General features: G+C 34.0%; 19 protein-coding genes. 5 read left to right on the forward strand and 14 right to left on the reverse strand.

What is annotated here, in order from left to right:
- Positions 1-4 precede the first annotated feature (4 nt).
- Positions 5-133, forward strand: a complete 129-nt coding sequence (locus GCWU000282_RS17280) for a hypothetical protein (RefSeq protein WP_023354986.1) — start codon at positions 5-7, stop codon at positions 131-133.
- A 70-nt stretch (positions 134-203) separates the two neighbouring features.
- Here the strand turns inward: GCWU000282_RS17280 and GCWU000282_RS09960 are convergent, their stop codons facing one another.
- The 7 genes from GCWU000282_RS09960 to GCWU000282_RS09990 all read right to left on the reverse strand — a co-directional run bounded on the left by GCWU000282_RS09960 (position 204) and on the right by GCWU000282_RS09990 (position 9,377).
- Positions 204-1,565 carry a sulfatase-like hydrolase/transferase gene (locus GCWU000282_RS09960; RefSeq protein WP_023354987.1) on the reverse strand — a complete coding sequence of 454 codons (1,362 nt, stop codon included), beginning with the start codon at positions 1,563-1,565 and terminating at the stop codon, positions 204-206.
- A gap of 12 nt (positions 1,566-1,577) precedes the next feature.
- Complete coding sequence (locus GCWU000282_RS09965) at positions 1,578-2,435, reverse strand: carbohydrate ABC transporter permease (RefSeq protein WP_023354988.1); 858 nt, start codon at positions 2,433-2,435, stop codon at positions 1,578-1,580.
- Positions 2,436-2,447: 12 nt separating this feature from the next.
- Positions 2,448-3,326, reverse strand: a complete 879-nt coding sequence (locus tag GCWU000282_RS09970) for a carbohydrate ABC transporter permease (protein WP_023354989.1) — start codon at positions 3,324-3,326, stop codon at positions 2,448-2,450.
- 90 nt (positions 3,327-3,416) lie between these two features.
- Complete coding sequence (locus GCWU000282_RS09975; protein ID WP_051384171.1) at positions 3,417-4,748, reverse strand: ABC transporter substrate-binding protein; 1,332 nt, start codon at positions 4,746-4,748, stop codon at positions 3,417-3,419.
- A 180-nt stretch (positions 4,749-4,928) separates the two neighbouring features.
- Positions 4,929-6,467: a response regulator transcription factor gene (locus GCWU000282_RS09980; RefSeq protein ID WP_023354991.1), complete on the reverse strand. Its 1,539-nt coding sequence runs from the start codon at positions 6,465-6,467 to the stop codon at positions 4,929-4,931.
- 2 nt (positions 6,468-6,469) lie between these two features.
- Positions 6,470-8,224 (reverse strand): sensor histidine kinase, encoded by a 1,755-nt coding sequence (locus tag GCWU000282_RS09985; protein ID WP_035040220.1) that lies wholly within the window; start codon positions 8,222-8,224, stop codon positions 6,470-6,472.
- Between the two features lie 214 nt (positions 8,225-8,438).
- On the reverse strand, positions 8,439-9,377 hold the full coding sequence (locus GCWU000282_RS09990) for a DNA-methyltransferase (RefSeq protein ID WP_023354993.1): 939 nt from the start codon (positions 9,375-9,377) through the stop codon (positions 8,439-8,441).
- Between the two features lie 445 nt (positions 9,378-9,822).
- Here GCWU000282_RS09990 and GCWU000282_RS09995 point away from each other — a divergent pair, with 445 nt between their 5' ends.
- The 3 genes from GCWU000282_RS09995 (at position 9,823) to GCWU000282_RS10005 (ending at position 12,811) form a co-directional block, all read left to right on the forward strand.
- A complete protein-coding gene (locus GCWU000282_RS09995) occupies positions 9,823-10,515 on the forward strand; it encodes a response regulator transcription factor (RefSeq protein WP_023354994.1) in 693 nt (230 codons plus the stop codon).
- Complete coding sequence (locus GCWU000282_RS10000; protein ID WP_023354995.1) at positions 10,512-11,927, forward strand: sensor histidine kinase; 1,416 nt, start codon at positions 10,512-10,514, stop codon at positions 11,925-11,927. The genes GCWU000282_RS09995 and GCWU000282_RS10000 overlap by 4 nt, the downstream gene beginning before the upstream one ends.
- A gap of 125 nt (positions 11,928-12,052) precedes the next feature.
- Positions 12,053-12,811 (forward strand): coiled-coil domain-containing protein, encoded by a 759-nt coding sequence (locus tag GCWU000282_RS10005; protein WP_023354996.1) that lies wholly within the window; start codon positions 12,053-12,055, stop codon positions 12,809-12,811.
- 118 nt (positions 12,812-12,929) lie between these two features.
- Here GCWU000282_RS10005 and GCWU000282_RS10010 read toward each other — a convergent pair whose 3' ends face one another.
- The 7 genes from GCWU000282_RS10010 to GCWU000282_RS10040 form a co-directional block, all read right to left on the reverse strand.
- Complete coding sequence (locus GCWU000282_RS10010) at positions 12,930-13,466, reverse strand: hypothetical protein (protein WP_023354997.1); 537 nt, start codon at positions 13,464-13,466, stop codon at positions 12,930-12,932.
- A complete protein-coding gene (locus tag GCWU000282_RS10015; RefSeq protein WP_035040224.1) occupies positions 13,466-13,804 on the reverse strand; it encodes a hypothetical protein in 339 nt (112 codons plus the stop codon). Before GCWU000282_RS10015 ends, GCWU000282_RS10010 begins: the two co-directional genes overlap by 1 nt.
- Before the next feature lie 4 nt (positions 13,805-13,808).
- Positions 13,809-14,525, reverse strand: a complete 717-nt coding sequence (locus GCWU000282_RS10020) for a hypothetical protein (RefSeq protein ID WP_035040226.1) — start codon at positions 14,523-14,525, stop codon at positions 13,809-13,811.
- Between the two features lie 150 nt (positions 14,526-14,675).
- Complete coding sequence (locus GCWU000282_RS10025; protein WP_023355000.1) at positions 14,676-15,959, reverse strand: TIGR02679 domain-containing protein; 1,284 nt, start codon at positions 15,957-15,959, stop codon at positions 14,676-14,678.
- 3 nt (positions 15,960-15,962) lie between these two features.
- Entirely contained in the window at positions 15,963-20,048 is a 4,086-nt protein-coding gene (locus GCWU000282_RS10030; protein WP_023355001.1) for a TIGR02680 family protein, read from the reverse strand.
- Positions 20,049-20,163: 115 nt separating this feature from the next.
- A complete protein-coding gene (locus GCWU000282_RS10035) occupies positions 20,164-21,294 on the reverse strand; it encodes a TIGR02678 family protein (RefSeq protein ID WP_023355002.1) in 1,131 nt (376 codons plus the stop codon).
- A complete protein-coding gene (locus GCWU000282_RS10040; protein WP_023355003.1) occupies positions 21,269-22,777 on the reverse strand; it encodes a TIGR02677 family protein in 1,509 nt (502 codons plus the stop codon). The genes GCWU000282_RS10035 and GCWU000282_RS10040 overlap by 26 nt, the downstream gene beginning before the upstream one ends.
- A gap of 292 nt (positions 22,778-23,069) precedes the next feature.
- Between GCWU000282_RS10040 and GCWU000282_RS10045 the strand changes: the two genes are divergently transcribed.
- Positions 23,070-23,834 carry a hypothetical protein gene (locus GCWU000282_RS10045; protein ID WP_023355004.1) on the forward strand — a complete coding sequence of 255 codons (765 nt, stop codon included), beginning with the start codon at positions 23,070-23,072 and terminating at the stop codon, positions 23,832-23,834.
- Positions 23,835-23,972 lie beyond the last annotated feature (138 nt).

The following is a 23,972-nucleotide window of genomic DNA, read 5'->3' on the forward strand; positions in this document are numbered from 1 at the left end:
AATTATGTCCGGCTACGGAAAATACAGTGTATTCACAAAAGAACATAAGAGGTTTAAGGCTGACAAAGATGAGAATAGGAAGATTGCAGGAAGCGGAGTTACTGAATACCTGCATTGTTTGGTGAAGAAGTAACGCAATCTAACTACTTATGTAAAAAACTTGCAGCAATGACTCTTCTCTCATTGCTGCAATAATTTCATACTTATTCCTTGATTATTATTCTTACATTCTTTTCTCCTGCAAGTTCCATTTGTTTAATCAATTTCTTTGATAATTCTTTCCTTATATCTAATGTAGTTTTATCGTCTATAAGATTGTTTAACTCATATGGATCTTGACGTAAATCATATAAGAATTCTTCCTCATATTTATAACTTGTTCCCTCATCCCATCCGTTACAATCTGGGGCATACACACTATATAAATAGTCCTTTGTTCTTATGCACCTTCCTACTCTACTCTCACTGATTTGAGCAAAAATCACCTTATTTTCATCAATTTCTTTATCCAGTAGATTACTTAAATTTTCTCCTATCATCTTATCACCTACATCCACTCCGGCCATAGCTATGATTGTCTTAGGTAAAGATGATGTAGATACTATTTCCTCTACAACTTTCCCACCTTTAAAGATGCCCCCTGATATGATTAATGGTACCTTTAATGCCGAATCATGACAAGTTCTCTTGTAATCATCAAAACCTTTCAAATAAGGCTCTCTATTTCTGGTTTTAAAATGTGAACCATGGTCTGATGAATAAATTATTACAGTATTATTATATAATCCTTTTTCTTTTAACTTTTCAATCAATCTACCCATATTATCGTCAAGGCTCTTACAGCATCCCAAATAATCAGGATACATTTGCTTTGCATCGCCACCTAAAATCTCTAAATCTTTCGGCAATTTACAATCCTTAAATCTCTCCTTTGAACCATCCGGACCTTCATAATCTTCCCTATCATTCTGATGATGTGGTTCAATATGCGATACAGTCAAGAAAAATGGTTTTTTGCCATCATATTTATCCAAAAATTCCAATGCAAAATCCGTTATTCTATCGACTCTATAACCACTAAAATCAATCTTATTCATATTTTCATCAAAAACATAACCATCATAACCATGTGATGTAGCTTCAAGAACATCCGATGCCCTCCAAAAACCATTATAGCCACCTCTTCTATCCAAAGGTATAGCACTTGTCTCATAATCAGGATTTGCAGGTATGCTATAACTTACACGATCACTGGCCAAATGCCACTTACCTACATAGGCATTCTCATATCCTGCTTCTTCCATATAGTTTGCAAGAGTTTTTATATTTTGAGGTAAAGATTGTCCATTTCTAAAACAGTTTATCTCTGTGGGATATTTACCAGTCTGAAATATAGCTCTGCAAGGACCGCATACCGGCTGTGCAGTAAATGCCTGTTTAAACAGCACTCCTTCCCTAGAAAGTCTATCTATATTAGGACTTATATTCAATTCCTGGCCATAAACTCCCAATGTATCAGCTCTTTGCTGATCTGAAAAAAAGAAAATTATATTAGGTTTTTCCATTATATTTCTCCCTTATTTTAATCCTGAAGTTACTATCCCATTTATAAAATATTTTTGTGTAACAAGGAAAATTACTAGCATAGGCAATGCCACCATAACCGAAGTAGCCAGCATTTGTCCCCACTCAATTCCTCCTTCAGTTTTAAACATGCTGAGCGCAAGCTGAACAGTTTTCATGTTCTCTGATTTTATCATAACTAATGGCCACATATAATCATTCCATACAGAAACTGCTTTTAAAAGTCCCAGTGTAGCCAGTATAGTTTTTGAATTTGGTACATATATTAAGAAAAAAGTTCTCCATTTACCTGCACCATCTATCGTGGCAGCTTCATCTAATGATTTTGGAAAACTTTCATAGAACTGTTTGCACAAAAATACACCATAAGAACCCGATACTAACGGTATTATAAGTCCTAAATATGTGTCTATCAGTCCCTGCCCACCCTGGCCAAATATGTTGTTTCCACCAACTAAAGGCAACTTAGCCATAATCAAAAATGTAGGAAGCATAGTCACCTGAGGAGGCATCATTAATCCTATCATCAAAAATAAAAACAAGATTTTCCTACCTCTAAATTTAAGCCTTGCAAAAGCATAACCCGCTATAGAATTAAAAAGCAAAGAAAAGATCACAGCCGCAATTGTTATTACTGCTGAATTAAAAAAGAATTTATACCACATTCCTGACGCTAATGCATCTTTATAGTTTTTTAGACTAAATTCTTTTGGAAACAAATGAAACACAGAAGATTTTATTTCATCTAAGGACTTAAACGAGCTTAAAAACATCATCACTATAGGTATTAGCATAATAAGTGACAATGCCGTCATGGCGATTATCCATACTATATTATTCCTTTTTTGCATCAGACTTCCTCCTTAAGAAACATCGGTATCATGACCCGAACCATACTTAAATACCATCAAAGTTATTAATATAGAAAATGCTAACAGTACCATTGCCATTGCACTTGCATATCCCATCTTAAACTCTAAGAATCCTCGTCTGTATATTTGGTGAACTATGGTGGTAGTTGTTTTTAATGGTCCACCACCTGTCATAATGTTTACCTGTTCAAACACAGAAAACGAGCTTACCAGTCCTGTTACTAAGAGGAAAAATAAGGTAGGTCGTAACATAGGCCAAGTTATATTTACAAATTTTCTAAATGATCCTGCACCATCTAGTGCGGCCGCCTCATATAGACTTGTAGGAATTCCTGTTAAACCTGAAAGAAATATTACCATTGAATAACCACAGTTTTTCCATATACTCATTATAACTATACAAAGCATAGACAACTTTGGATCCTGTAACCAGCTCTGTATAGAAAATCCAAATAATTTAAAAAGCATGTTTAGTAATCCAAAAGTCGGATCGTATATCCAAAGCCAAATCATCGATATACATACCATGGACATTATATTGGGTATATAAAATGATATTCTGAAAAATGGTAATAGCTTTGATTTTCTATAAAGTAATATTGCTATAAACAACCCTATTGCTAATTGCGGAAAAAGTGTTAATACTGAATATACTAACGTATTCTTGACTGCTATTAAAAAATCTTTATCCTTAAACAAGGCAATATAATTAGATAATCCTGTTAACTCCGGCTTTGTGTACATATTGAAATTAGTTATACTGTAATACGCAACTATGAATACAGGTAATAACACAAACACACTAAATATTAAATATGCCGGCAATATCATCAAGTATGCACTATTATCATATTTTTGTTTAATCTTCATAAAAACTCCTAAAGGGGTATCTTGCCAAATATTCTCCTTTTAACAATATACCCCTTATTCATATTATAATTTGCTTATGCTTAACTAAACTTATTGATTATTTATTTCCTGTTTTATTGTCTCGGCAGCCTCATCCAATGCTTCTTTAGGGCTTGCAACTCCATACATAACTTTTTCCATTGCATCATTTACTGTATTATAAACAGAGTTTGCATATGCAACTTTAGGTGAGCCGGTTCCGGTATTAATTGAGTCATATATTGCTTTATTGTTCTCAGGCTCTAAATCCACAAATTTTTTCTCTAAAGATTTTCTTAATGGTGGAACTCCAAGTTTTTCATATCTATTCCACATTTCTTCAGCACCGGCAACATAAGCAATAAAATTCCAAACTTCATCTTTATGTTTGGTCTCTCCACTCATAAACATAAATCCCATTCCACAGAATGTTGCCTGTTTTACTTTTGATGTTGGAGCTGCCATTGCCAGTTTTCCTTCCAAACCACCCTTGTTATAGTTATAAAACTCAGATGTATTTCCAAGAGTCATAGCCGCCATACCTGTTGCAAATGGATTCTGTTCCCTATTATTGCTATCCCATTTAATGATTCCTGCATCTGCAATCTTTTTCAAGAAAGCTGCTGCTTCAATAGCTTCCGGCCTATTAAACAGAATAGTATTATCATCTTCATCAATCAGATTCTTAAGTCCATTCTGTTCTGCAAAAACAGATAAATAATGTTGCATATTTGTGCCTGAGGTAGGTACGCCAAATCCTGTTTGGACTACAGTATCACCATCCTTTTTAACCAACTTTTTATGGTACTCAAGTAATTCATCCCAAGTTGTAGGCGGTTTATTAGGGTCTAAGCCTGCTTCCTTAAACATTTCTTTATTGTATATAAGTATTCTTGGGTCAGGAAAAGTTGCAATTCCATAAATTTTTCCATTGATAGTACCTAATTTCAAGGCGTTATCCATAAAATCATCTTTACCTTCCCACTTATTCACATACTCATCTAAAGCTGCATATTGTCCTAAAGGAACTCTTGTACCCATGCTTGCCATAGTAAAATTAATAATATCCGGTGCAGTACCTGATGCAAAACCCGTATTAAGTTTAGTCTCAAAGTCATCACCATATCCTGCTTCCTGATACTCAATTTCTATATTAGTATGCTTTGATATATATTCTTTAATAAGATTTTCCCAATACTCCTTCTTTTCAGGCTCTGTCCCAACTCTTAAAAAAGTCAGTTTTGTTTTTTCATTTTCAGATTTACTGGCTGTACCTACAGTACTTCCTGAATTTGTTGTACTCTTAGCACTGTTGCTTCCTTTATCTGTTCCTGTACCACAGGCAACTAGTGAACAAGCTAGAGAAAGCGAAAGTAATGTGCTCATAATTTTTTTAAATTTCATAAGATTCCCCTTTCTTATCTTAAGCATCTTTTTACTCAAATTATTCTGTTATTAATGAACAATTTTATTTATATTATAAAGTAAACTAAAGATAGATTCTTTTACATATCTACTCATCATTTTGTATATAACTTATTAGTATCTTTATATTTTCATATAATTTTGATTATTTGTATATTTCTATGAAGTTTTTGTATATTTCTTTCTATATTCCAATGGAGAATCACCATATTCCTCTTTAAAAACTCTACTAAAATGCGAAATATCAAAATATCCTGTGTCCAATGCTATTTCTGATATGCTTAAACTTGTTCCCAAAAGCAACTGTTTTGCTTTACATAACCGTACCTCCGTAATATATCTGCTTATTGTAGTACCTGTGTCTTTTTTAAATAACGCTGATATGTAGTTTCTGCTAAAAAATAGCTTGCTTGACAATTCACTTACAATTGCCTGACTCTTATAATTATCATTTATATAGCTTAATATCTTTGTTGTTGTCTCTGAATATCTCCTAATACCTATATTTGACTCAGTCTTTTTAGTGAACTCTGAAATTAACGTTAATATTTGCTCTTCTATGATATATATATTTTCTGAATTTCCGACAAAAATCTTTTCCATTAATTCACTATATTTTGCTTTATCTCCCTCTTCTAAAAGTTCTTCGCCTGCATGGTAATATGCCCTAAGAATCTCATTAAATAAATTCTTCACGTATCCTACCGAAAGATACGAACTGGATTTTACTTTATCAAATAGGAAACTGAGTTTAGAATATGCTACCCTATAATTATTTTCATTTATTAATATTAGTATATTAAGTTTTTCTTCATTAAAGCAGAGTTCTAAACTATCTTCTTCTTTAAAAACATACATATCCCTGTAGTTAATATACGAAGTATCTCTAAAAAATAATCTATTCTCTACGGCTAGCTCCGCTTTTCTGCGCAATTCTGCCAAAGGATTCTTATTTCTCTTTTCAATCAGAGATTCGTCATGGTCAAAAGAGCTTATTCCCATGTATATATTTTTACCTATAAAAGAGTCTAAACTAAACTTCAATTTAGCTGTCTGCTCCATTCTTAATGATACATCAAAAATAATAATATATTCATATGATCCTGATTTTTCATGCCAGGCATTAAACCCATTATGTACTAAGTACTGATTTATGAAATCCTCTATTTCGATTTTTGATATGTCTTTCTCAAAGTGTAATAATACACACATTTTTTTATTAATATCACGACTTAAACCATAAAACTCCAAAAAGTTGTATATATCAGACATTTTTACATTTGGAGAATATAAGATAGAATTTGAGTCTGCAACATCAGTATTCTTAGAATTTATACTCTTCTCAACAGAGCTTAATACCTCTTTAAGCTTTTCTTTGGTTATTTCTGTTTTGAGCAGAAATTCTTTAATCCCTATCTTCATTGCTTCTCTGGCATAATCAAATTCATCATATGCACTTAAAATAATCTTGTAGGCATCAATATTCCGTTCCTGAATCTCATTTAAGAATTCCAGTCCATTCATAATCGGAAGCCTTATATCCGTAAATATAACATCTACTGAATTTTCCCTTAAAAATTCTAGAGCAGATATCGCATCTTCAAAACATTCTGCCCTATAGTCTGAGTCTATTTCCTCAACTTTCTTTTTTATCCACTCTCTTGTTAACCCCTCATCTTCCACTATAAGTATTTTCATATTTATCTACCTTCTTCACTACAATTTGTTATTGGTAAAGTAATGACTGATGATAAACCTCCTTCATCATTCTTATATGCCTTAATCCCATAATTCTGTCCAAAAAATAATTTAATTCTCTTTTCTACATTATTTATACCTATTCCGCCACTTTTTTTCTTATCAAAAGCTTCTTCCGGGGCACTTATTTTTTTCTCTATCTCCTCTATGTTTGCTCCAATACCATCATCCTTTATAGTTATTGTATAACTGTCGCCAAGCTTATTCAAACTAATTATGATGTGTCCTCTATCTGTTTTTTTAGAAAAGCCATGTAAAATGGTGTTTTCAACTATTGGCTGTATAGATATCCTTGGAATTAGGTACTCATCCATTTCGGGTTTCATTTCTATATCCCAAGTAAATTTATCCTGATATCTGTTTTGCATCAATATCAAATAATTTTTTAATGCTTCTAATTCATCTCTCAAAGGTATTAATTTTCTATAATCTGAAAAAGTTATATTTAATAGTCTTGCCAATGCAACCAAGCATTCTTCTGCTCTTTCCGGAGTCCCCATATCTATTAAAAACCTTATACTGGCAAGAGTATTATATAAAAAGTGCGGACTAATCTGAGCCTGTAATGCCCTAAGTTCTAATACTCTTTTTTCTTCATCTTGCTTAGATACAGTGCACATCAGCTCTTCAATTTTATTTACCATTTTATTAAATTGAACACTTAACTCAACGAGCTCATCATCACTATTTTCATCTGCTCTAAAGCTAAAATTTCCAACCGAAACCGTATTCATACCTCTTTTGAGCTTTTGGATAGACTTGTTTATATATTTAGAATTATAATATGACATAAAAATTGATAATACCAAGAAACCCATAGATACTAAAATAATGATAATACCCGGACTTGGAATAACAAACTTGACATTTTTTTCATACATGATAAGCTTCCATGACGTCATATCATTAGTCACAAAAAATAACTTTGAACTATTATCTTTTATCTTGTAATAACCCTTATTTTTAGAATCTAAATTAGTTAAACCGATGTCATCCGGTTTTAAATCCACACTACCCTCTATAGTTTTATTATTCTCATCAAGAAGAACAATACTATATTTATTATTATCAATACTTTTATTAAATAAATTATCAAAATAGGTTCTATTTATTACAATATTCATTAGTGCTATTTCTCTTCCACTATTAAAGTTCCTAATTATTCTCATACAGTTTATTGAATATGCTCCCTTTTTATACAGCTCTTTGTTATAATATTCGGGAATATAATATATTCTACTATTTTCCCGTAGCCTCATATACCATAACTCACTTTTTAAGCTATTTAAATCACAAAAATCTACCTTGATATCATCACTTAAAGTGGAATATTTTTTCCCATTTTCTGCTAATACTTCTACATAATAATTATCATCTCCATAAAGAACAAAATTCTTTACAAGGTTGTTTTTTATAAGATTGTCAGTCTTGAGGCTTTCGTACTCATTATTAAAATTATTCATTGATAATAGTTTATTTAATTCTTTATTTCCATATAGAAAATCGGAATAAACTTGTATATTTCTAAGGTTTGTCGATATCGTTTCATTGATACGTTCCAATAATAAAAGCTTGGCCTCATCAAGTTTTCTTTCACTATCCTCCTGTATTAACATAACAATCCATAAAAATAAAAAGAAACATGGAAGTACCAGAAAAAATATATTAGAATACAATATTTTTTTAGATAATTTCACCTTGCCCTCCTACCTATATAGTTGCTCAAAATCTCTAATCCAATAAGTATTAGATTTTCTAATTCATTTTATTAAGTCACCAGCTTATTACCAAATCACTTCATAAACACATTAAAATACACCACCAACATATATTTGCTTTACTACAACTAATAGTCTAGTATTTAACACATTAATCTTTCATAAAAAGTAAATTTGAAATTTAGTATAATTTTTATTTTTTATACTTCTTCTGCAAGCTGTTGGTATTTCTCTCCCAGAACACCCCGTCTGCATAGCCTTGGATAGTCTTATCAGTTTCTGCCATATGAAGGCGTTTTTCAGCCCATACACAGTACTGCTCATTCTGTTCAATCCCTATATAATGCCTGCCAAGCTTCTTTGCCGTTACAGAGGTAGAACCTGAGCCCAAAAACGGATCAAGTACAACATCCCCTTCATTGGAACTTGCTAAAATTAGCTTTGCTAAGAGCTTCTCAGGTTTCTGCGTAGGGTGGGCTGTATTTTCAGGCATTGACCAGTATGGTATGGAAATATCGTCCCAAAAATTGGACGGATAGGTATTGCGAAATCTACCTTCCTTGGTTTCTTCCCAGTCTTTCGGTTTCCCATCTTCCTTATAAGGCGCTATTACGCTTCTCCTTACCTTGACAGCTTCCACATTGAAAGTATATTTATTAGAATTAGTTGCAAACCAGATGTCTTCCATTCCGTTTTTCCAGTTGGTAAGGGCTCCCCTTCCCTTTTCTCTCTGCCAGGTAATGCGGTTTTGCACATGGAAATACTCCTTAAGTACCATAAATATCTGAGAGCTTGAAAGCCAGTCACAGCAGACATAGATAGTTGCATTTTTTTTAAGTAGCGGTTTAACAAGCTTTATCCAGCTTTCTGTATATTCTTCATATATTTCACCACTGGTTCTCTTAAATTTATTACCATGAAAATCCTTGTCAAGGTTATAGGGCGGATCTACTATAAGCAAATCTACGCTGTTTTCAGGTAATAAGCTCAAGATTTCGAGGGTATTTCCAAGTATTGTCTTATCTAAAATCTCTGAAAGTTCTGCCTTTTTGTCTAAAACCATACATCTTTTCAAATATTCCTTCCCTTCCTCTACCGATATATCAATCGTCTTATTTCTATCCGCTTTCATCTTCTATCCCCTCTTTATAATTCTTCTTCATATACGATCAGCCTGTCAAAAAACAATAACCCACAATTAATTTGGAGTAAATCATCTTGCAGGTAAGCCTGCATCTGATTTTTATACCTGTACCCTACTATACATTATGAATATCCTATATTCAATAACAGCTATGTATTTTATTTTTTCTTAATAAAGAAGAAAGCTTATCTTCCTTGTATTTTCTTCAAAAATATGCCACTATAGTACTAATAACTTAATCCAAATTATTCACGAAATATCTTGTGAAATATCGTAATCAAGCCACAGACTGGAAGTTACGATATTTTGCCGATGTTTGGTAACATCACCCAATAGTCACAGACCGAAAACAGTTTATCCTGTTGTACTATGCGGAATAAGATGTCTGTGAACTATGGCGTGAATAATCATGGTTTAAAACTAAGGAGTTACTATGGGAAAAATATTTATAGCTGATGATGAAAAAAATATAAGGGATCTGCTTGGCAAATTCCTTGCGGATGCAGGACATGAGGTAAAACTTTTTGAAAACGGAAATGCCCTGCTTGATAAACTTGAAGAAGATACACCCGATATAGTCGTTTTAGATGTAATGATGCCCGGTATTGACGGCTTTACCGCCTGCAGCAAAATCAGGAAATCCCACCCTGATATCACTATTCTTTTGCTTACCGCAAGAGATACTGATGCAGACTTTATGACAGGCTTTACTGCCGGCTGTGATGACTATCTAACCAAACCGTTTTCACCTCTAAAACTTACTTTGAAGGTAAATGCCATTCTTAATAAACTTGGTAAAACTGAAGGCGAAAAGAGTACAGAATCAAAGACTTTCGGAGACATTTCACTCGATGATGCTTCATTTTCCTGCAAAGTCCATGAGGATGAAGTTAAGCTCACCAAGACTGAATTTCAGGTGCTTTCTCTCTTGCTTGCTACCCCTGAAAAAGCTGTTTCAAGAGATAAACTGCTTTTGGATATCTGGGGTTACAGCGAGGTTGAAACGAGGGTTACGGACGATACTATGAAGAGGCTGAGGAAAAAGTTAAAAGATGCAGGAAGCACAGTCCACATTGAAACCATCTGGGGCTTTGGCTTTAAGCTAACTTTGTCGGAGGCGGTATGAAAAAGAAAAAACTCCTGCACAGAATCTTTGTAATACCCTCACTGATTGTACTGCTTTCCCTGCTTGCAGTCTTTCTGCTGTTTCAGGTTATTTCAGACCAGTATATCAATTCACTTACCAGTGATGCTCTAAAAAATGAAATGGACAATATGGGAAATGTTACCTTTGAGACAGAGGATAATGTTGTAAATATAGATGATGAGCTTTCAGACACTTCCTTCATAGTACCGGTTATGCACCTTGTAGTTGATACTGAAGGCAAACTCGTCTTCCCTTCTTCACCCTGGTATTATGAATATGAAGTTAAAATTGCCAAGACAATATCTGAAATAATAGCAGAGAATCCCGATTCCTATAAGGATTCTCCTCATAAGCTGAATGTAAATGATAATTTCTATCTTGTTCAGGCAAAGAATTATATCGGGATTATGGAAGACGGCGCTTTCATCCCTGATGAGTCAGATAAAAACAGCAAAAATTACTATGTGCTCTTTTATATCAATATTACTCCTATACAGAATTTTATAGATAAGGTAAATCTTGTACTTATGGTAGCCCTTGTGCTATCAGGTATTGGCTCGGTTTTCTTCCTCTTTCTTACTACCAGGCGGGTAAATAAGGACTTTGAAAAGCTGAAAGCCTATCTGCTTTCCATAGGCAAGCATAAGAAGGAAAAGACCGCAAGCCCTGTTTCAGATTATTCTGAAATAGAAGCTGTTATAACTGCTGTGGATGAAATGTCTGATATGCTTTTAGAAAGCGAAAATGTTCAGAAAAGATTTTTTCAAAATGCCTCACACGAACTCAGGACCCCGCTTATGTCCATTCAGGGCTACGCAGAGGGGATCAAATACCATGTAATCCCTGAAAATGAGGCTACAGATGTTATCCTTAAAGAAAGTGAAAAAATGGCTTCACTTATAAATGAAATTCTGTTTCTTTCAAAGATGGAAACTACAGAGCCTGAATTTGTAAATGTAAATGTAGCCGAACTGATGGCGGAAGTCAGCGATAATTTCAGGCTTATGGCTAAGGAAAATAATATAAATATTATATGTGAAACCAAGGCAGAACCTGTAATTTCCGCCGATGTTAAATTACTTGACAGGCTGCTTGGAAACCTTGTGTCAAACGGGATAAGATATGCAAAGTCAGAAATCAAGCTTTCTTGTGAAATTTCCGGCAATGATGTGATTATTAAGGTTTCCGACAATGGAAGCGGCATAGCAAAAGAGGATTTACCACATATTTTCGAGAGATTTTACAAGGGAAAGGGCGGTAAATTCGGTATAGGACTTTCTATGGCAAGCGACATCGCAAAACTGCACAAAGGCAGACTGGAAGCGGCTTCCGATGAAAACGGAACTATATTTACATTTACTTTGCCACAAATTTCCCACACTTTTTCCTAAAACTCCTTACACTTTTAAGGAGATTTTACCTAGATTTAGGCGTTATACTATACACAGATAAAGAGAGAAGATATCAGTTATAAAAACTAATAACAAAACTTAATTATGGAAGGAAGGTATTTATTATGAAAAAATTAGCAATTTTATTAGTAGCGGGAAGTTTAGTAGTTTCAGGAGCCACAGCAGGTTTAAGTACAGTTAAAGCAGCAGATACCAAAAAACCTGCAGAAACTAAAATTATTGATAAGAGTATGGATTTAAAAGAAACTGACAAAGATTTCTTTGCTTATCCGGGGGATATTGATTTCAAGGAAACAGACAAGAAATTCTTCGCTTATCCGGGTAAAAGTGAAAGCCTCAAAGCTCTTTCTGAATTCCTAAAAAAAGACACCAAGCTTACAAAGGCAGAGAAAAAATCGCTTACAAAGGCTTATGAGAATATCTTAAAAGCACGTGAGGATATAGATGCCACATATAATAAAATGAACAGCATTGCTAAAAAAGTTACAAATAACTGGGCTATAGAAGGTAAGCTGGACAAACTTGTAAATAAGCATCAGTCACTTTGGGACAAGGTTTATGAGAAGGCAACCGATAAGGAGCTTGCAATAGATGACAATATAGAGTTTATCAAATCTTCAAAGGCTCTTACCGACGAGGAAAAAGAAACACTTATTAAGGCGGAGAAAGAGCTTGATGAACTGAATAAAGAGTATGAAAAGTTGTATGATAAGGTTGAAAAAGCAACCAAAAAACTTAATTCCAAGCTAGATTCCCTCTATAAAAAAATCGAAAAACTTACGGACGAAGCACAGCCTTTAGCTGATAAGCTCGGAAAAAAATTTAAGGAAAAATTTGGATTCACAGAGATGATTCCTTATTAAATTCAAACCTCAATTATTATTTACATAAAAATTCATAAATAACCTCAATCCATCCAAGCAGGAAAACCCTCCTGCTTGGGTGGATTGTTATCATTTGGTGTTTTAATACACTACAACATCAATCTATATGAATATTAATTGGAAGTCCTACTCTCATGAAATATCGTGCAAACGCTTGTGAAAGATGCTCTCTATACGGTGGACACAACCTTAATCTTTTTCCATTATTGTGGGCTGTTGCTCTTGCCACAGTAACCGGAACACTAAATATATCCTTAAAATTAACTATATAGTAATCTTGCGAGAATTCATTAGATTTATAGTTATTTATAATATGATAGGCATTTTGCTGTCCCTTTATTATACCATCAATATTTTTTCTTATTTCTTTTTCAGTTTTTCCCAGCCCTATATGTATTTCCTCGAATTCACTCTTAGACGTAATTGCACATAGAATAATATTTTCAACCTTTTTATTGGCAATATCACAAGCCTGTGTTAGTACAATTCCATCTATTTTTTTTATTTCAGCTTTTACATTTTGACCTTGACTAATATCAAACTCTTTAAGAAGCGGAACAGGACAGCCTTTAATTATATCACCCTGAGTAATATCATCGCTATTTTCTTTTAATTCAAACCACGGATAGTCCATCAAATCTCCTCATATTCTTCCTCAAATTCAAAGTGTGATACATGCTTAGTAACCTTTTCAATATTAAGTGTTACATTAAGTTTTTCATGTTTCACCTCATAGTCAGCTTTTTCTTCATTAGCTGAAACAATGTCTCCTATTGCTTGTTTGGACAATATTGATGAATTACATAGATTATTTTCATTACTAAGATAATTATACACACTATGATAATCTTTATTAATATTAAAATTTGCAAAAGAATTACTTACAACACTTGAAGACATGGTCAATAACCCAAATACCGCAACTATACTAATGCTTGATTTCTTATTTATTCCAATTTGTCTTTGTGACATAAAATCACTCCCATCTATTAATGTTATCACATAATAATTCAAAAATATTATCTATATCATTGGAACAGTCATTTATAGAGTTTTTCTTATTTTTATATATATATTGATATCTGTTATTAATGTCTAATACTAATGCAACACCTTCAGATATAACCTCAGCATTATCAGCTTCGAAAAGACTTGGTACAATTCCAAGTCTTCCCTGAAATTCCTTATATGTTCCAATTTGATGATTAATAAAAAATTTATCATTTTTTACATATGCCATACTTTGTGATGCCTCATATAAGTCATCCTGCAAAATATTTCCACCCAAAAATTTTCTTATATATTCAGTAGGCTTTTGTTCTAAAATATCAAGATGAGTATTATATGTTATTCCACAAAAAAGATATTCATTGATATTTATTTTTCTTAACAATTCAATTATTATATTAATTCTCTTCTTGATATATTCTCGTGTCATTTTAAAATCATTTAAAAATTCATTATCAAAATTCACCATAAGATCAACTGCAATCTGCGAAAAACTAACCTGACTATGTCCATTCTTTGAATATAAAATAATCCTTGGAGCTTCCGGGGCAAATTCATCTGGTAAAGGCATAGTTTGTGGAGTTCCATAATGCTCTTGCAGAAAATCTTCAATATCATTCACTGATCTTCTTATTTTAATCTGCGGTTCATATTTAAGTGAAAACTGAGCTTGAACAAATTTCATCCTATCACCTCCCAAATGTATATCTATCATTAATTATATGTCAAATTTATCTGTTTGGCAATATGCTTTATTCTATCCCACCTTGAGGTAAATTCCCCATTACGCCTATACTTCTTTTATCTTTATGAGAATTCCCGAGTTATTCTATATTTAACTTAAATATTCCCCAATCATACTCTCCTGATAAACTGCCCGCCTTTCTTTTCTAATAAGTTCCGCAATCCTTAAAAGAGTAATATCTGAAACTCCGTCTAACTTCTTAATTCTTTGTTCTGTCAGTTTTTTCTCCGAAATATATTTCAGGTAAATTTCAGGTTCATACTTCCAAAAAGTCAATCTTTCTCCATATCTTTTCTTAAGCTTTTCAGCTATAAGGAGTCCTTCCGGGTCAAAATCCCCTGCATATGAGAATGTTATATTTTTATCAAATAAATCTAAAAGCATAAAAACTGCCCTTCTTATCTGTCCATAACTGCATATAAAGGCTCTGTCCGGAAAATGACTTATAAGTATCGAAAATACAGCAGGATTTTCAATTATATAAACCCTTTTAATATCCTTAGTTGCAAATGTTTCTTCCAAATTGCCCAAGGTAAACAGGCTTAGTTTAAGCGGTTCTTTCTGAGTGAAAAAACCTTCCATTCCCTGGTGCAAGCTTCCATCCGGATATCTTCCTCTTATTCCGTAAGCTATCACATCATTGGACAGGCTGTCTTTTATAATTCCTGCCTTAAATAAAATATCGCTTTTATTCTCGGACTCAGATAATCCGTCTTCATATTCATACTTATAATAATCTTTTAAAAATGCTATGAGCAGGCTCTGTGCTATAGTATCATCATCAAAGAAATGCGGATTGGCTGTAGTTTTTGCTGCAAATACTGCCAGCAGTTCTTTCTTTTCACCTTTTGTAAAATCAGGCATTAACGGAATTGCCTTTACAAGTTTTATTATCGTATTTTTAAGTTCTTCTTTATCAGTATTATAATTTCTTATAATAAGCCCTGCTCCCTCTGCTTTTCCATAAAATACTCCCTGCAGCCAGTCCTTTATATAAGTTTTATCTGTGTATTTTTTGAGTTCTGCAAGGTATTCCGCCTTTCTAATCTCATCATCTTCGTTCTTTTCTTTTTTAGTACGAAGTTCTTCCCCAAAATAATAGGCAAGTATATTCTCTGTTGTGAGATTACTGAATTTACTTTTTAAAAGAGCCTTTTCAAATAATTTTACAGAAACCCTTACTTCTTTGTCCTCTGTAAAATCCTTCATCAAAAAATCTGACAAATCAAGTTTCTCTCCCCTGTCAAGTCCGGTAAGTACAGCTGTTCCGGAAATTTTCCCCAGACTTTCATACTTCTTCTTAAATACCTTAAAAAGTTTTTCATATACAGATTTCTTCTTAAAATACTCTAGCGCTTCATTTATCTCAGACAAAGATTAACCCCTTTCACGTGCATTATCTGCCAGTTCTCTTCTTATTCCATTCCACCTGTACCTGATTACCGTCACATATTTTGCATTTTCAGGGCGTACAAGTTGATAAATTGCAAGAGCCGGAACAGTGTCATAATCTCCCCAGAGGCTCTGAGAATTAATCACAAAGTTGAACTTAAACTCCGACATCAGTCTGAACATATCCCTAATATTGGTTTCGTCAACTCCTGCAAAAGCTTCATCCAGTGCTACCAACAATGGCGCATCCGCCCTAGCTCCCTTATACTTGGCAACAACTGCTGAGAATAAAGGTACATACATAGCCATGGCCTTTTCTCCTCCACTAAAGGTAAAAAATACTCTGTCTGTAAGCTCTTTCTTATTTTCACCTGCTCTTTGGTACATCAGGTTAAACTCATACCATTTTCTATAGTCAAGAATATCCCTTATTACTGCATAAAAGCTTTTCATTCCTCCTGACTCCTCTGCGGTTTTCTTTGCAGCATTTATCTTAGAGCGAAAATGTCCTGACAGATTTGCAGAGTCTTCAGGTCTAAGTATCTCCTCATCTCTCATAAGGATATCTACTAAAACTTTTGTACCAATCTCCTCTTCCTTTTCAGCCTTCTTAGGCTTCCAGGCAAGACTTAAAGTTAAACCACTGGAAGTTTCCATAGATTCCATAAGCCGTTTAATCTTTTCCACCCATTTTTCAGCACGACGGATTTTTGCCCTTATCTTTCTTCCTACAGTACCTATAAGGATATCTTCATAGATTTGTCTGTCACTTTCTTTAAGAATATTTTCAAGTTCTAAAACTTCACTATCAAGTGCGCTTACAAGTCCTCCAAACTTAACTGTGCTTCCCTTGTATTTTGCAGAAATCTCCTGTCTTTTCACATTTTTACTGCTGCCATAGTCCACTTCTTCCTCAGTAAAAATAGGATTCATATTTATATTATACCTTGCAAGCCCTCCTCTGTATTTTTGGAAATTCTCCTGCAATTTACCCAATATATCTTCCCGCTTTGTTTCACCTATTCCCTGTTTTAGACCGGTCCTAAGCCTTTCTGCCGTACTTAGTACATCCTCATCAAGTTTTATAACTTCTACCAAACCAAGCCTTAACTCGTCGGCAAAGGCTCTCTTCATATCTTCCCTATGTTTCAGGCTTAATTCAAGCAGTGGTTTAAATCCCTCAAGCTTTTCTCTAAGATCAGTTTCTTCCTGTTTTCTGCTGCCAAGTTCTATTGAGACTTTCTGTCTTTCCTTAGGTATTTCATTAAGCCTTCTTACTATATAATCAATCCTGTCTTTTATCTTGTCGTAGTCGGTAAGTTTTAACTGCTCCTTTATGGACTCAAGCTTTGCTTTTGCTTCTCTTAGTTTTGCTCTCTCCAGTGATAGCTCATAACGGATATTCTCAAGATATTCCTCTACTTCCTCAAGGTTGGTTTCCTTAGAACATATCAATTCCAGCCTACTAAGGTATTCCCTGTGCGAAGCCCTCAGTTCCATAAGTAAAGCTCTGTAATTATCAAGTGCTTCGTTAAGTTGTATAAATAAATCAAGCCTTGCCTTTACATAGCATTTTCCGCAGGCTTCATTTGCGGCAAGCCTTATCTCATCCAAGGCCTTTTTCTCCCTGTCAAGCTCTGTCTTTAACTTCGCTATATCCTCTAAAATCCCCTTTAGACTGCTTCTTACTTTATTTAATTCAATAAGGGCTGTATTCATACTGTCAGGCTTTGGAAAGCTCTCCCATTCATTAACAAGTTCTTCTTTCCTTGCCTGTACCGCCATCATCTTTTCTTTTCTAAGCCTTACTTCTTCTTGCAAGCCTTTTATATCATTTTCAAGTTCATTTATTTTTGCAAGCCTGTAGTTTTCCCTCGAAAGACTACCTATAAAACCTGCCTTATATTCTCCTGTGGTTTTTCCTTCTATTATGCCCAGTCCAAAGCTTCCGTTTTCACCTATCCAAGTTCCGCCCTTTTCAGATTTTTTTAGAGAAATGCCTGAAAGAGCAGCCGTTATTTTAAAATTCGAAAAAATATTGTTGTATTCTTCTTCGATTTCAAATTTATTTAATATATTATCATTTACTGCCTGTACATCATCAAATATATACCTGTCGCTAAGCCCTTTATCAAAGGCAAGTATCCTCTCCCTGTCCTTGCCCGAAACTATAATTGCATCAAGTATTCCCATTTCAAGCAGAGTTTCTTCAAGACTGTTTCTTTCATCTTCTGAAATATTGGCAGCAAAATCCACCGTCTTATAAAAATTCAGGTATTCAATACCTTCTGCCTTTAGTTTATCCCTGTTTTTTATAACACTTTCGCTTCTTTCAGGCTCAGGATCTTTTTTATTTTGCCATTCTGCAAGTTCTTCCTCTTTTTCTTTTATCTCTTTTCTAAGAGATTTAATCTCATTTTCAATTCTTATGTTATCTTCAAAAATTTCTCCGGAAACCTTTTCATAAGCAGGCTTTGCAATATTTTTTATGTCAAAATAGTTTTTATTCTCGTCATAGTTTTCTATTTCTCTTTCTATATTTTGCAAAATCTCTGTTTCAGGATGTAATTCAACATTTTTCTTTTCCCAAACATATATTTCTTCCGTCAATCTTTCTTTTTCATCAAAGAAAAGAGTATCACACTGCTTCTCAGTCTTTTCTAAATCATCCTGTTTACTTTTATATTCATCAAAAGTTTTAAGAATGCGGTCATATTTTTCATTCTGATTTTTTTCTTCCTCTAAAAGCCTTTTTCCTTCCTTTGCTCTTGATACATAGGCTTCAAAAGTCTTAATATGAGCTTCAAAAGAATAGTTCTCATTTTTATTTTTTACAAACTCATCTCTCATAAAAGCAAACTCATCAAAAGGTACGGCTTCAAGTTCTGCTTCCATATCATTAAGAGTAGCTTCACAGGATTTCCATAATGAATCTGCTTCTTCTTTATCTTCTCTGATTTCTTTTTGTAAACTTCTTTCTCTTTCTTTTTTCTCCTCTTCTTTCTCTTCTTTATCTTTTATTGTCTTTTCAAAAAGCTTAATTTCATTCTCAAGCCTTCCCTCATTTTCCTTTAGTTTTACTATCTCATCACTGTCTAATGAATTTTTTTCTTCTTTTAATATATTCTCTTCACTATCCAGTTCCTTTATCTTCGTGCTTTTTAACTCAATTTTTTCCTTAACATCTTCAAGTCTTTTAAAACTATCTGTTTCTTCTTTTTTAAGCCTCTTATAATCACCATCTGCCTCTACGAGGAAACCCGCCTTGTTAAAAAGCAAGACTTCATTGTAAAGCTTATAAACTTTTTCTATCTGTCTGGCTGAAGCAAGACTTTCCTTAAGATTTTCAAGGTTTAACTTGGTCTCGTCCATTTTCTCTATTGCATCTGACATCGGCTTTAAATCATCATCTGAAAGTGCCTGCAAAGAAGAGCTTAAAATCTCACTTATAAGTGTAGGTTTGAGGTCTTTTGAAAGCTTAGGTGCTCTAAGTCTTATCAGTATATCTATGAGTTCCTTGTATTCATCTTCATTTTCAAACCCAAAAAGTGTTTTATTTACTGCTGCTGAATAATCACTCTGGCTCTCTATTACCCTTCCACCCTCTGCTATTTTATTCTTAAGTTCAGTTTTTGAGAGAGTAATCCTGCCATCCATTTCCTTGTATAAAAATATGTCTTTTCCTATCCTTCTGCTGTCTGTAATTTGAAAATACCAGACTTCCAAAGGTTTATTTCTCCTTGCCCTGATGCCTATACCAAAGGAAGCATATTCCTCATTTTCCTCTCTTTTAAGTTCCATATAAAGATAGCCTGTGCGTTCTTCTCTGTCATCATCTTCTTCAAGCAGATAGTTCTCCATTTTTCTGGCTCTTGTACCGAAGGCATCCAGCCTCTCAGGACGCATGTTGCCATCTAAAAGCAGAGGAATAAGGCTCTGCATTGTTACAGATTTGCCTGAACCGTTTGCACCCCTTAAAAGCATTCTGCCATCATCAAAGACAAATTCCTCGTCATCATAATACCAAAAATCTACCAGCCCCACTCTGTTTATCTTCCAGTTGCTGTTCATCTGTCACTCCTTAATATTACGCATTTTATCCTACTATAATCAGTCCTCGTTACAAATAATACCAAAACTGATATTGCTTATTTAGCTTAAATACAGCTTTGTGAAATAGTTTACATTATTCTTGTACACTTTCAAAATCCTTTGGATATCTTCCTGCCACCTTGCCTACAATCGGATTTATTTTCACATCATTTCCAAGATATTCTATAAACCCAAGTTCCATCATATACTCAGTTACCACACTGCAAATCTCCTTCGTTGTCATATCCCTGTAAGTCTTTGCAAAGCCGTTTCCGTACAATCTCTTAGTTTCCTCAATCAGCTCATTAAAATTCTCTAAAGATAAAATTATACTTTCATCTACTGCAGGAGTCAGTTTATTTTCATCTATCCTGCTAAGTATCAGATCATTTACAAGGAGTACTATATCCGATAAGGTACTTTCTTCCGGAAATGCCCTCCCAAGTCTTGAACCTTCATTTATCACCAAATAAGCACTGGACTTATGTATATGAAGATTACAGTCAAATAAACTTTCAAAGTCATTCGCTATTATTCCCCTGAAATTTCTTATATAGTTAAAATCCTCTTCAGTATTTTCATTTCTGTATAATCCTGCCGATAGCAAAAGCTTCCTATATACCCTCTGTCTGCGGACTATTCCCCTATCTTCATTCGTATCTATAAAATCTCCGTCGTAAAAATCAGCCATTCCTTTAAAGTTTGATATATCTCTGGTGAAATTCTTTACAAAATTTCTTGAAACTCCGGTATTTTCATAGAGAACTTCACTTATACCGTCTTTTTGAAAATCTTCCTCGCTTCCATCATTAATCTCTAAAATCCCTTCTGAAACCAGATATTTCATAACCTTTACAAGATATTTTCTACTTCTGTATACTGTCCAATCTATACTTTCCACCTCTACTGCAGTCTGGATGTATTCGGTAAGTTCTGAAAGCACAAATTGCTCTCCCATATCTTTTTCTTCCAAAAACATAAGTACAGTCATAAAAATTACATATTCCATCTTATCGCTAAATTCTTTTATTCCCATCCAGTTTTCAGCCACAGCGGGAATTTTCTCAAGCTTTATAAGATAAGAATTGACAACCACCTGAAAGCCTAATTTTTCTATTAAAAATGACTTAAACTTGGGAAGTTCATCTCTTACAGAATAATACAGCTCCCTGTCTCTTGACTTTAATATCCACCTTTTACTAAGCAATACTTCCAATGCTTTCATTTATTTCATCCTCAAATATAATCTCATAAGACGGCATATACAACACTCCATCTTCACTTTTAAGTTCACAAATCTCTTCTGTCGTAGGAGAGATAAGTCTGAATCTTTTCCCTTCTTCAGTCTTTCCCCTGCCTTCTTTATTCTCCAAAGCCCTTGATATCCAGGTTAAAAACACATCTCTTACAAATGGTGTTATCTCAGGCAAATCCTTAAATACCAGCCTGCCGTCTTTAATATATCCTCTTAAAAGCTCTCTTTCAGCAGCAAGTTTTTCTATTGTAGCAAGTCGCAGTTCTTCTTTTGCTTTAAAATTATCCTTAATTCCGCTTCTTTTTGCTTTCTCTCTGTAAGTCCTTACCCTTGGAGTAACTGTTTTTATGCAGGTCTTTTCCTCATATACTCCGCTATTTATACTTTCTGTCTGCCTTTCCCCTATTCCTCTTAAATGAAATGTAGTTGCCGTACCAAAAACAAGCCCTGCAAAACGATGTGCTTCACATATATCTTCACAATTATAAAAAACTTCAGCCAGCTTTTTATATTCTTCTTTTCTATTCGCACTGCTGCCGCCACTCTCACTTATTCTTGCGGCATAACCTGTAATTTTACGGATTATTTCATTAGTGGTATCAAAGACTTTCACTACCTCAGACTCTTTATTGCCATCACTTACAAACCAGTCTTTAAGACTTTCAAACCTGCCATTTATATTATCTAAAATTCTCTCCTCATCTACAACAGTTTCTAATCTCGGAATAGAAAGTTCATACCGGAATATCCTGTTTATAAGGGATTGCAGCATTGTTTCATCAAAGCCCTTAATAATAGTCTCAATTATACCTACATTTGTTTGCAGCCCTTTAACAAAATTTCTCAAATATTCAATCAACCTGTCCTTAAATATAAGGAATTCCTTAGTACGCATAAGATTTTCAGCTTTTACACTATTAAGCTCTCTCATATAATCCTGATAATTCTGGTTAAGCCTTTTAAAATCATTATTTAAATCATTCCAGTATGAATACAACTTTTCATCATTTTCAGCTAACATAGAAGGTAGCCCTGCAAGGCTCATTCTTAGTCTTTCAAGCAGGCTTGGTTCTAAGGAAGAGCTCTCTATAAAAAGATTTTCTATCCTAATTACCATACGTTCTACTTCTACTGCGGTTTCTGAGAGCTGGTAACGAAATTTTTTATTGGCAAATTCTTCTAAGGTAGCTGCCCTTCTCGTATCCTGCATAGCAAGAAGATTGCCCCATTCAGTAAGCGTATTTAAGTCTTGCTTACACTGCTCAATAGTATACCCGGCAAAATATGTATCCTCTTTTAATTCCTCAAATACCTCTTCCTGATACAGCCAGTATTTTAATTTTTCGTATTTTAAATAAAAAAGCCTGATAATAGGGCGATATCTGTCAGCATTATCTACATTCAGATACTTTGCCTCTACCACAGGCTTTTTAATAATTTCACTGACCTTCATAAGCACTTTCCTCTTCTTTTATTCCTCGGATTCTATATTTAATCAACTTTAGTTAAGCATATCCTTATTATATGTCAAAGTTCCGCTATTTGGCAACATTCTTTTACTGTCACGTATTTTCTATATCTCTGCTTTGCCTCAATTTTCCCACACTTTTTCCTTATACTCCTTACATTTTTAAGGAGATTTTACCTAAATTTCGGCGTTATACTATACACAGATAAAGCGATAAGACATCGGTTATCAAAACTATAAAACAAATAAACCAAACAACGAAAGGAAGGTATTTATTATGAAGAGATTAGCAATTTTAGCAGTAGCAGGAAGTTTAGTAGTAGCAGGAGCTACAGCAGGATTAAGCACCGTTAAGGCAGCAGAGACAAAGAAGAGTGTAGAAACCGTCAAGAAGGGCAGCAATAAAAATATTGATTTTAGAGAAACAGATAAAGATTACTTCGCTTACCCTGATGATATGGATTTCAGAGAATTGGATAAAAATTTCTTTGCTTATCCGGGAGCAGACGAAGATTTCCCTTCTCTTTCAGAATTCCTAAAAAATGATAAAAAGCTTACAAAGGCTGAGAAAAAATCCCTGACGGAAGATTATGATAAGCTTGAGAAAACACGCAGGGATATTGATGAAACGGCAGAAGAGATAGAAAGGATTACAAATAAGATTACGGATAAATGGGCAATCGCAGATAAGATTGATGAAGTTGCAAATAAGCACCAGGATATCTGGGACAAGGTTTATGAGAATGCAACCGATGAAGATCTTGCAATCGAGGATAATATTGAGTTTATCAAGTCCTCAAAGGCTATTACCGACGAGGAAAAGACAACTCTCATAAAGGCAGAAGAAGAACTTAGGGCACTTAACGAAGAGCACAGTAAGCAGTATAACAAAGTTGAAGAAGCTACCAAAGAGCTTACTGCAAAGCTTGATTCTCTTTACAAGGATGTGGAAAATCTTATGGATAAGATGCAGCCTTTAGCTAATAAGCTTGGTGAAGAATTTAAGGAAAATTTCGGATTTGCAGAGATTATGCCTTACTAAACCCCAATTATTTATACATAAAAATTCATTAGGTAACCTCAAGCCCTCAAAGCAGGAAAATTCCCCTGCTTTGAGGGCTATTTTATTTTGTTATAAAAATCAAAAACTACACTTTAATCACAAACTATTATGTTATAA

The sequence above is a fragment of the Catonella morbi ATCC 51271 genome (assembly GCF_000160035.2).
GTDB classification, from domain to species: domain Bacteria; phylum Bacillota; class Clostridia; order Lachnospirales; family Lachnospiraceae; genus Catonella; species Catonella morbi.

Coding starts and splice junctions, on each gene's coding strand:
- GCWU000282_RS10035 (WP_023355002.1), bottom strand. CDS start 21,294: ATGAAAGCATTGGAAGTATTGCTTAGTAAAAGGTGGATATTAAAGTCA.
- GCWU000282_RS10020 (WP_035040226.1), bottom strand. CDS start 14,525: ATGAAATTTGTTCAAGCTCAGTTTTCACTTAAATATGAACCGCAGATT.
- GCWU000282_RS09965 (WP_023354988.1), bottom strand. CDS start 2,435: ATGCAAAAAAGGAATAATATAGTATGGATAATCGCCATGACGGCATTG.
- GCWU000282_RS10015 (WP_035040224.1), bottom strand. CDS start 13,804: ATGTCACAAAGACAAATTGGAATAAATAAGAAATCAAGCATTAGTATA.
- GCWU000282_RS10045 (WP_023355004.1), top strand. CDS start 23,070: ATGAAGAGATTAGCAATTTTAGCAGTAGCAGGAAGTTTAGTAGTAGCA.
- GCWU000282_RS09970 (WP_023354989.1), bottom strand. CDS start 3,326: ATGAAGATTAAACAAAAATATGATAATAGTGCATACTTGATGATATTG.
- GCWU000282_RS10030 (WP_023355001.1), bottom strand. CDS start 20,048: ATGAACAGCAACTGGAAGATAAACAGAGTGGGGCTGGTAGATTTTTGG.
- GCWU000282_RS09975 (WP_051384171.1), bottom strand. CDS start 4,748: ATGAAATTTAAAAAAATTATGAGCACATTACTTTCGCTTTCTCTAGCT.
- GCWU000282_RS09995 (WP_023354994.1), top strand. CDS start 9,823: ATGGGAAAAATATTTATAGCTGATGATGAAAAAAATATAAGGGATCTG.
- GCWU000282_RS09980 (WP_023354991.1), bottom strand. CDS start 6,467: ATGAAAATACTTATAGTGGAAGATGAGGGGTTAACAAGAGAGTGGATA.
- GCWU000282_RS10005 (WP_023354996.1), top strand. CDS start 12,053: ATGAAAAAATTAGCAATTTTATTAGTAGCGGGAAGTTTAGTAGTTTCA.
- GCWU000282_RS10000 (WP_023354995.1), top strand. CDS start 10,512: ATGAAAAAGAAAAAACTCCTGCACAGAATCTTTGTAATACCCTCACTG.
- GCWU000282_RS09990 (WP_023354993.1), bottom strand. CDS start 9,377: ATGAAAGCGGATAGAAATAAGACGATTGATATATCGGTAGAGGAAGGG.
- GCWU000282_RS17280 (WP_023354986.1), top strand. CDS start 5: ATGTCCGGCTACGGAAAATACAGTGTATTCACAAAAGAACATAAGAGG.
- GCWU000282_RS09960 (WP_023354987.1), bottom strand. CDS start 1,565: ATGGAAAAACCTAATATAATTTTCTTTTTTTCAGATCAGCAAAGAGCT.
- GCWU000282_RS10040 (WP_023355003.1), bottom strand. CDS start 22,777: ATGAAGGTCAGTGAAATTATTAAAAAGCCTGTGGTAGAGGCAAAGTAT.
- GCWU000282_RS10010 (WP_023354997.1), bottom strand. CDS start 13,466: ATGGACTATCCGTGGTTTGAATTAAAAGAAAATAGCGATGATATTACT.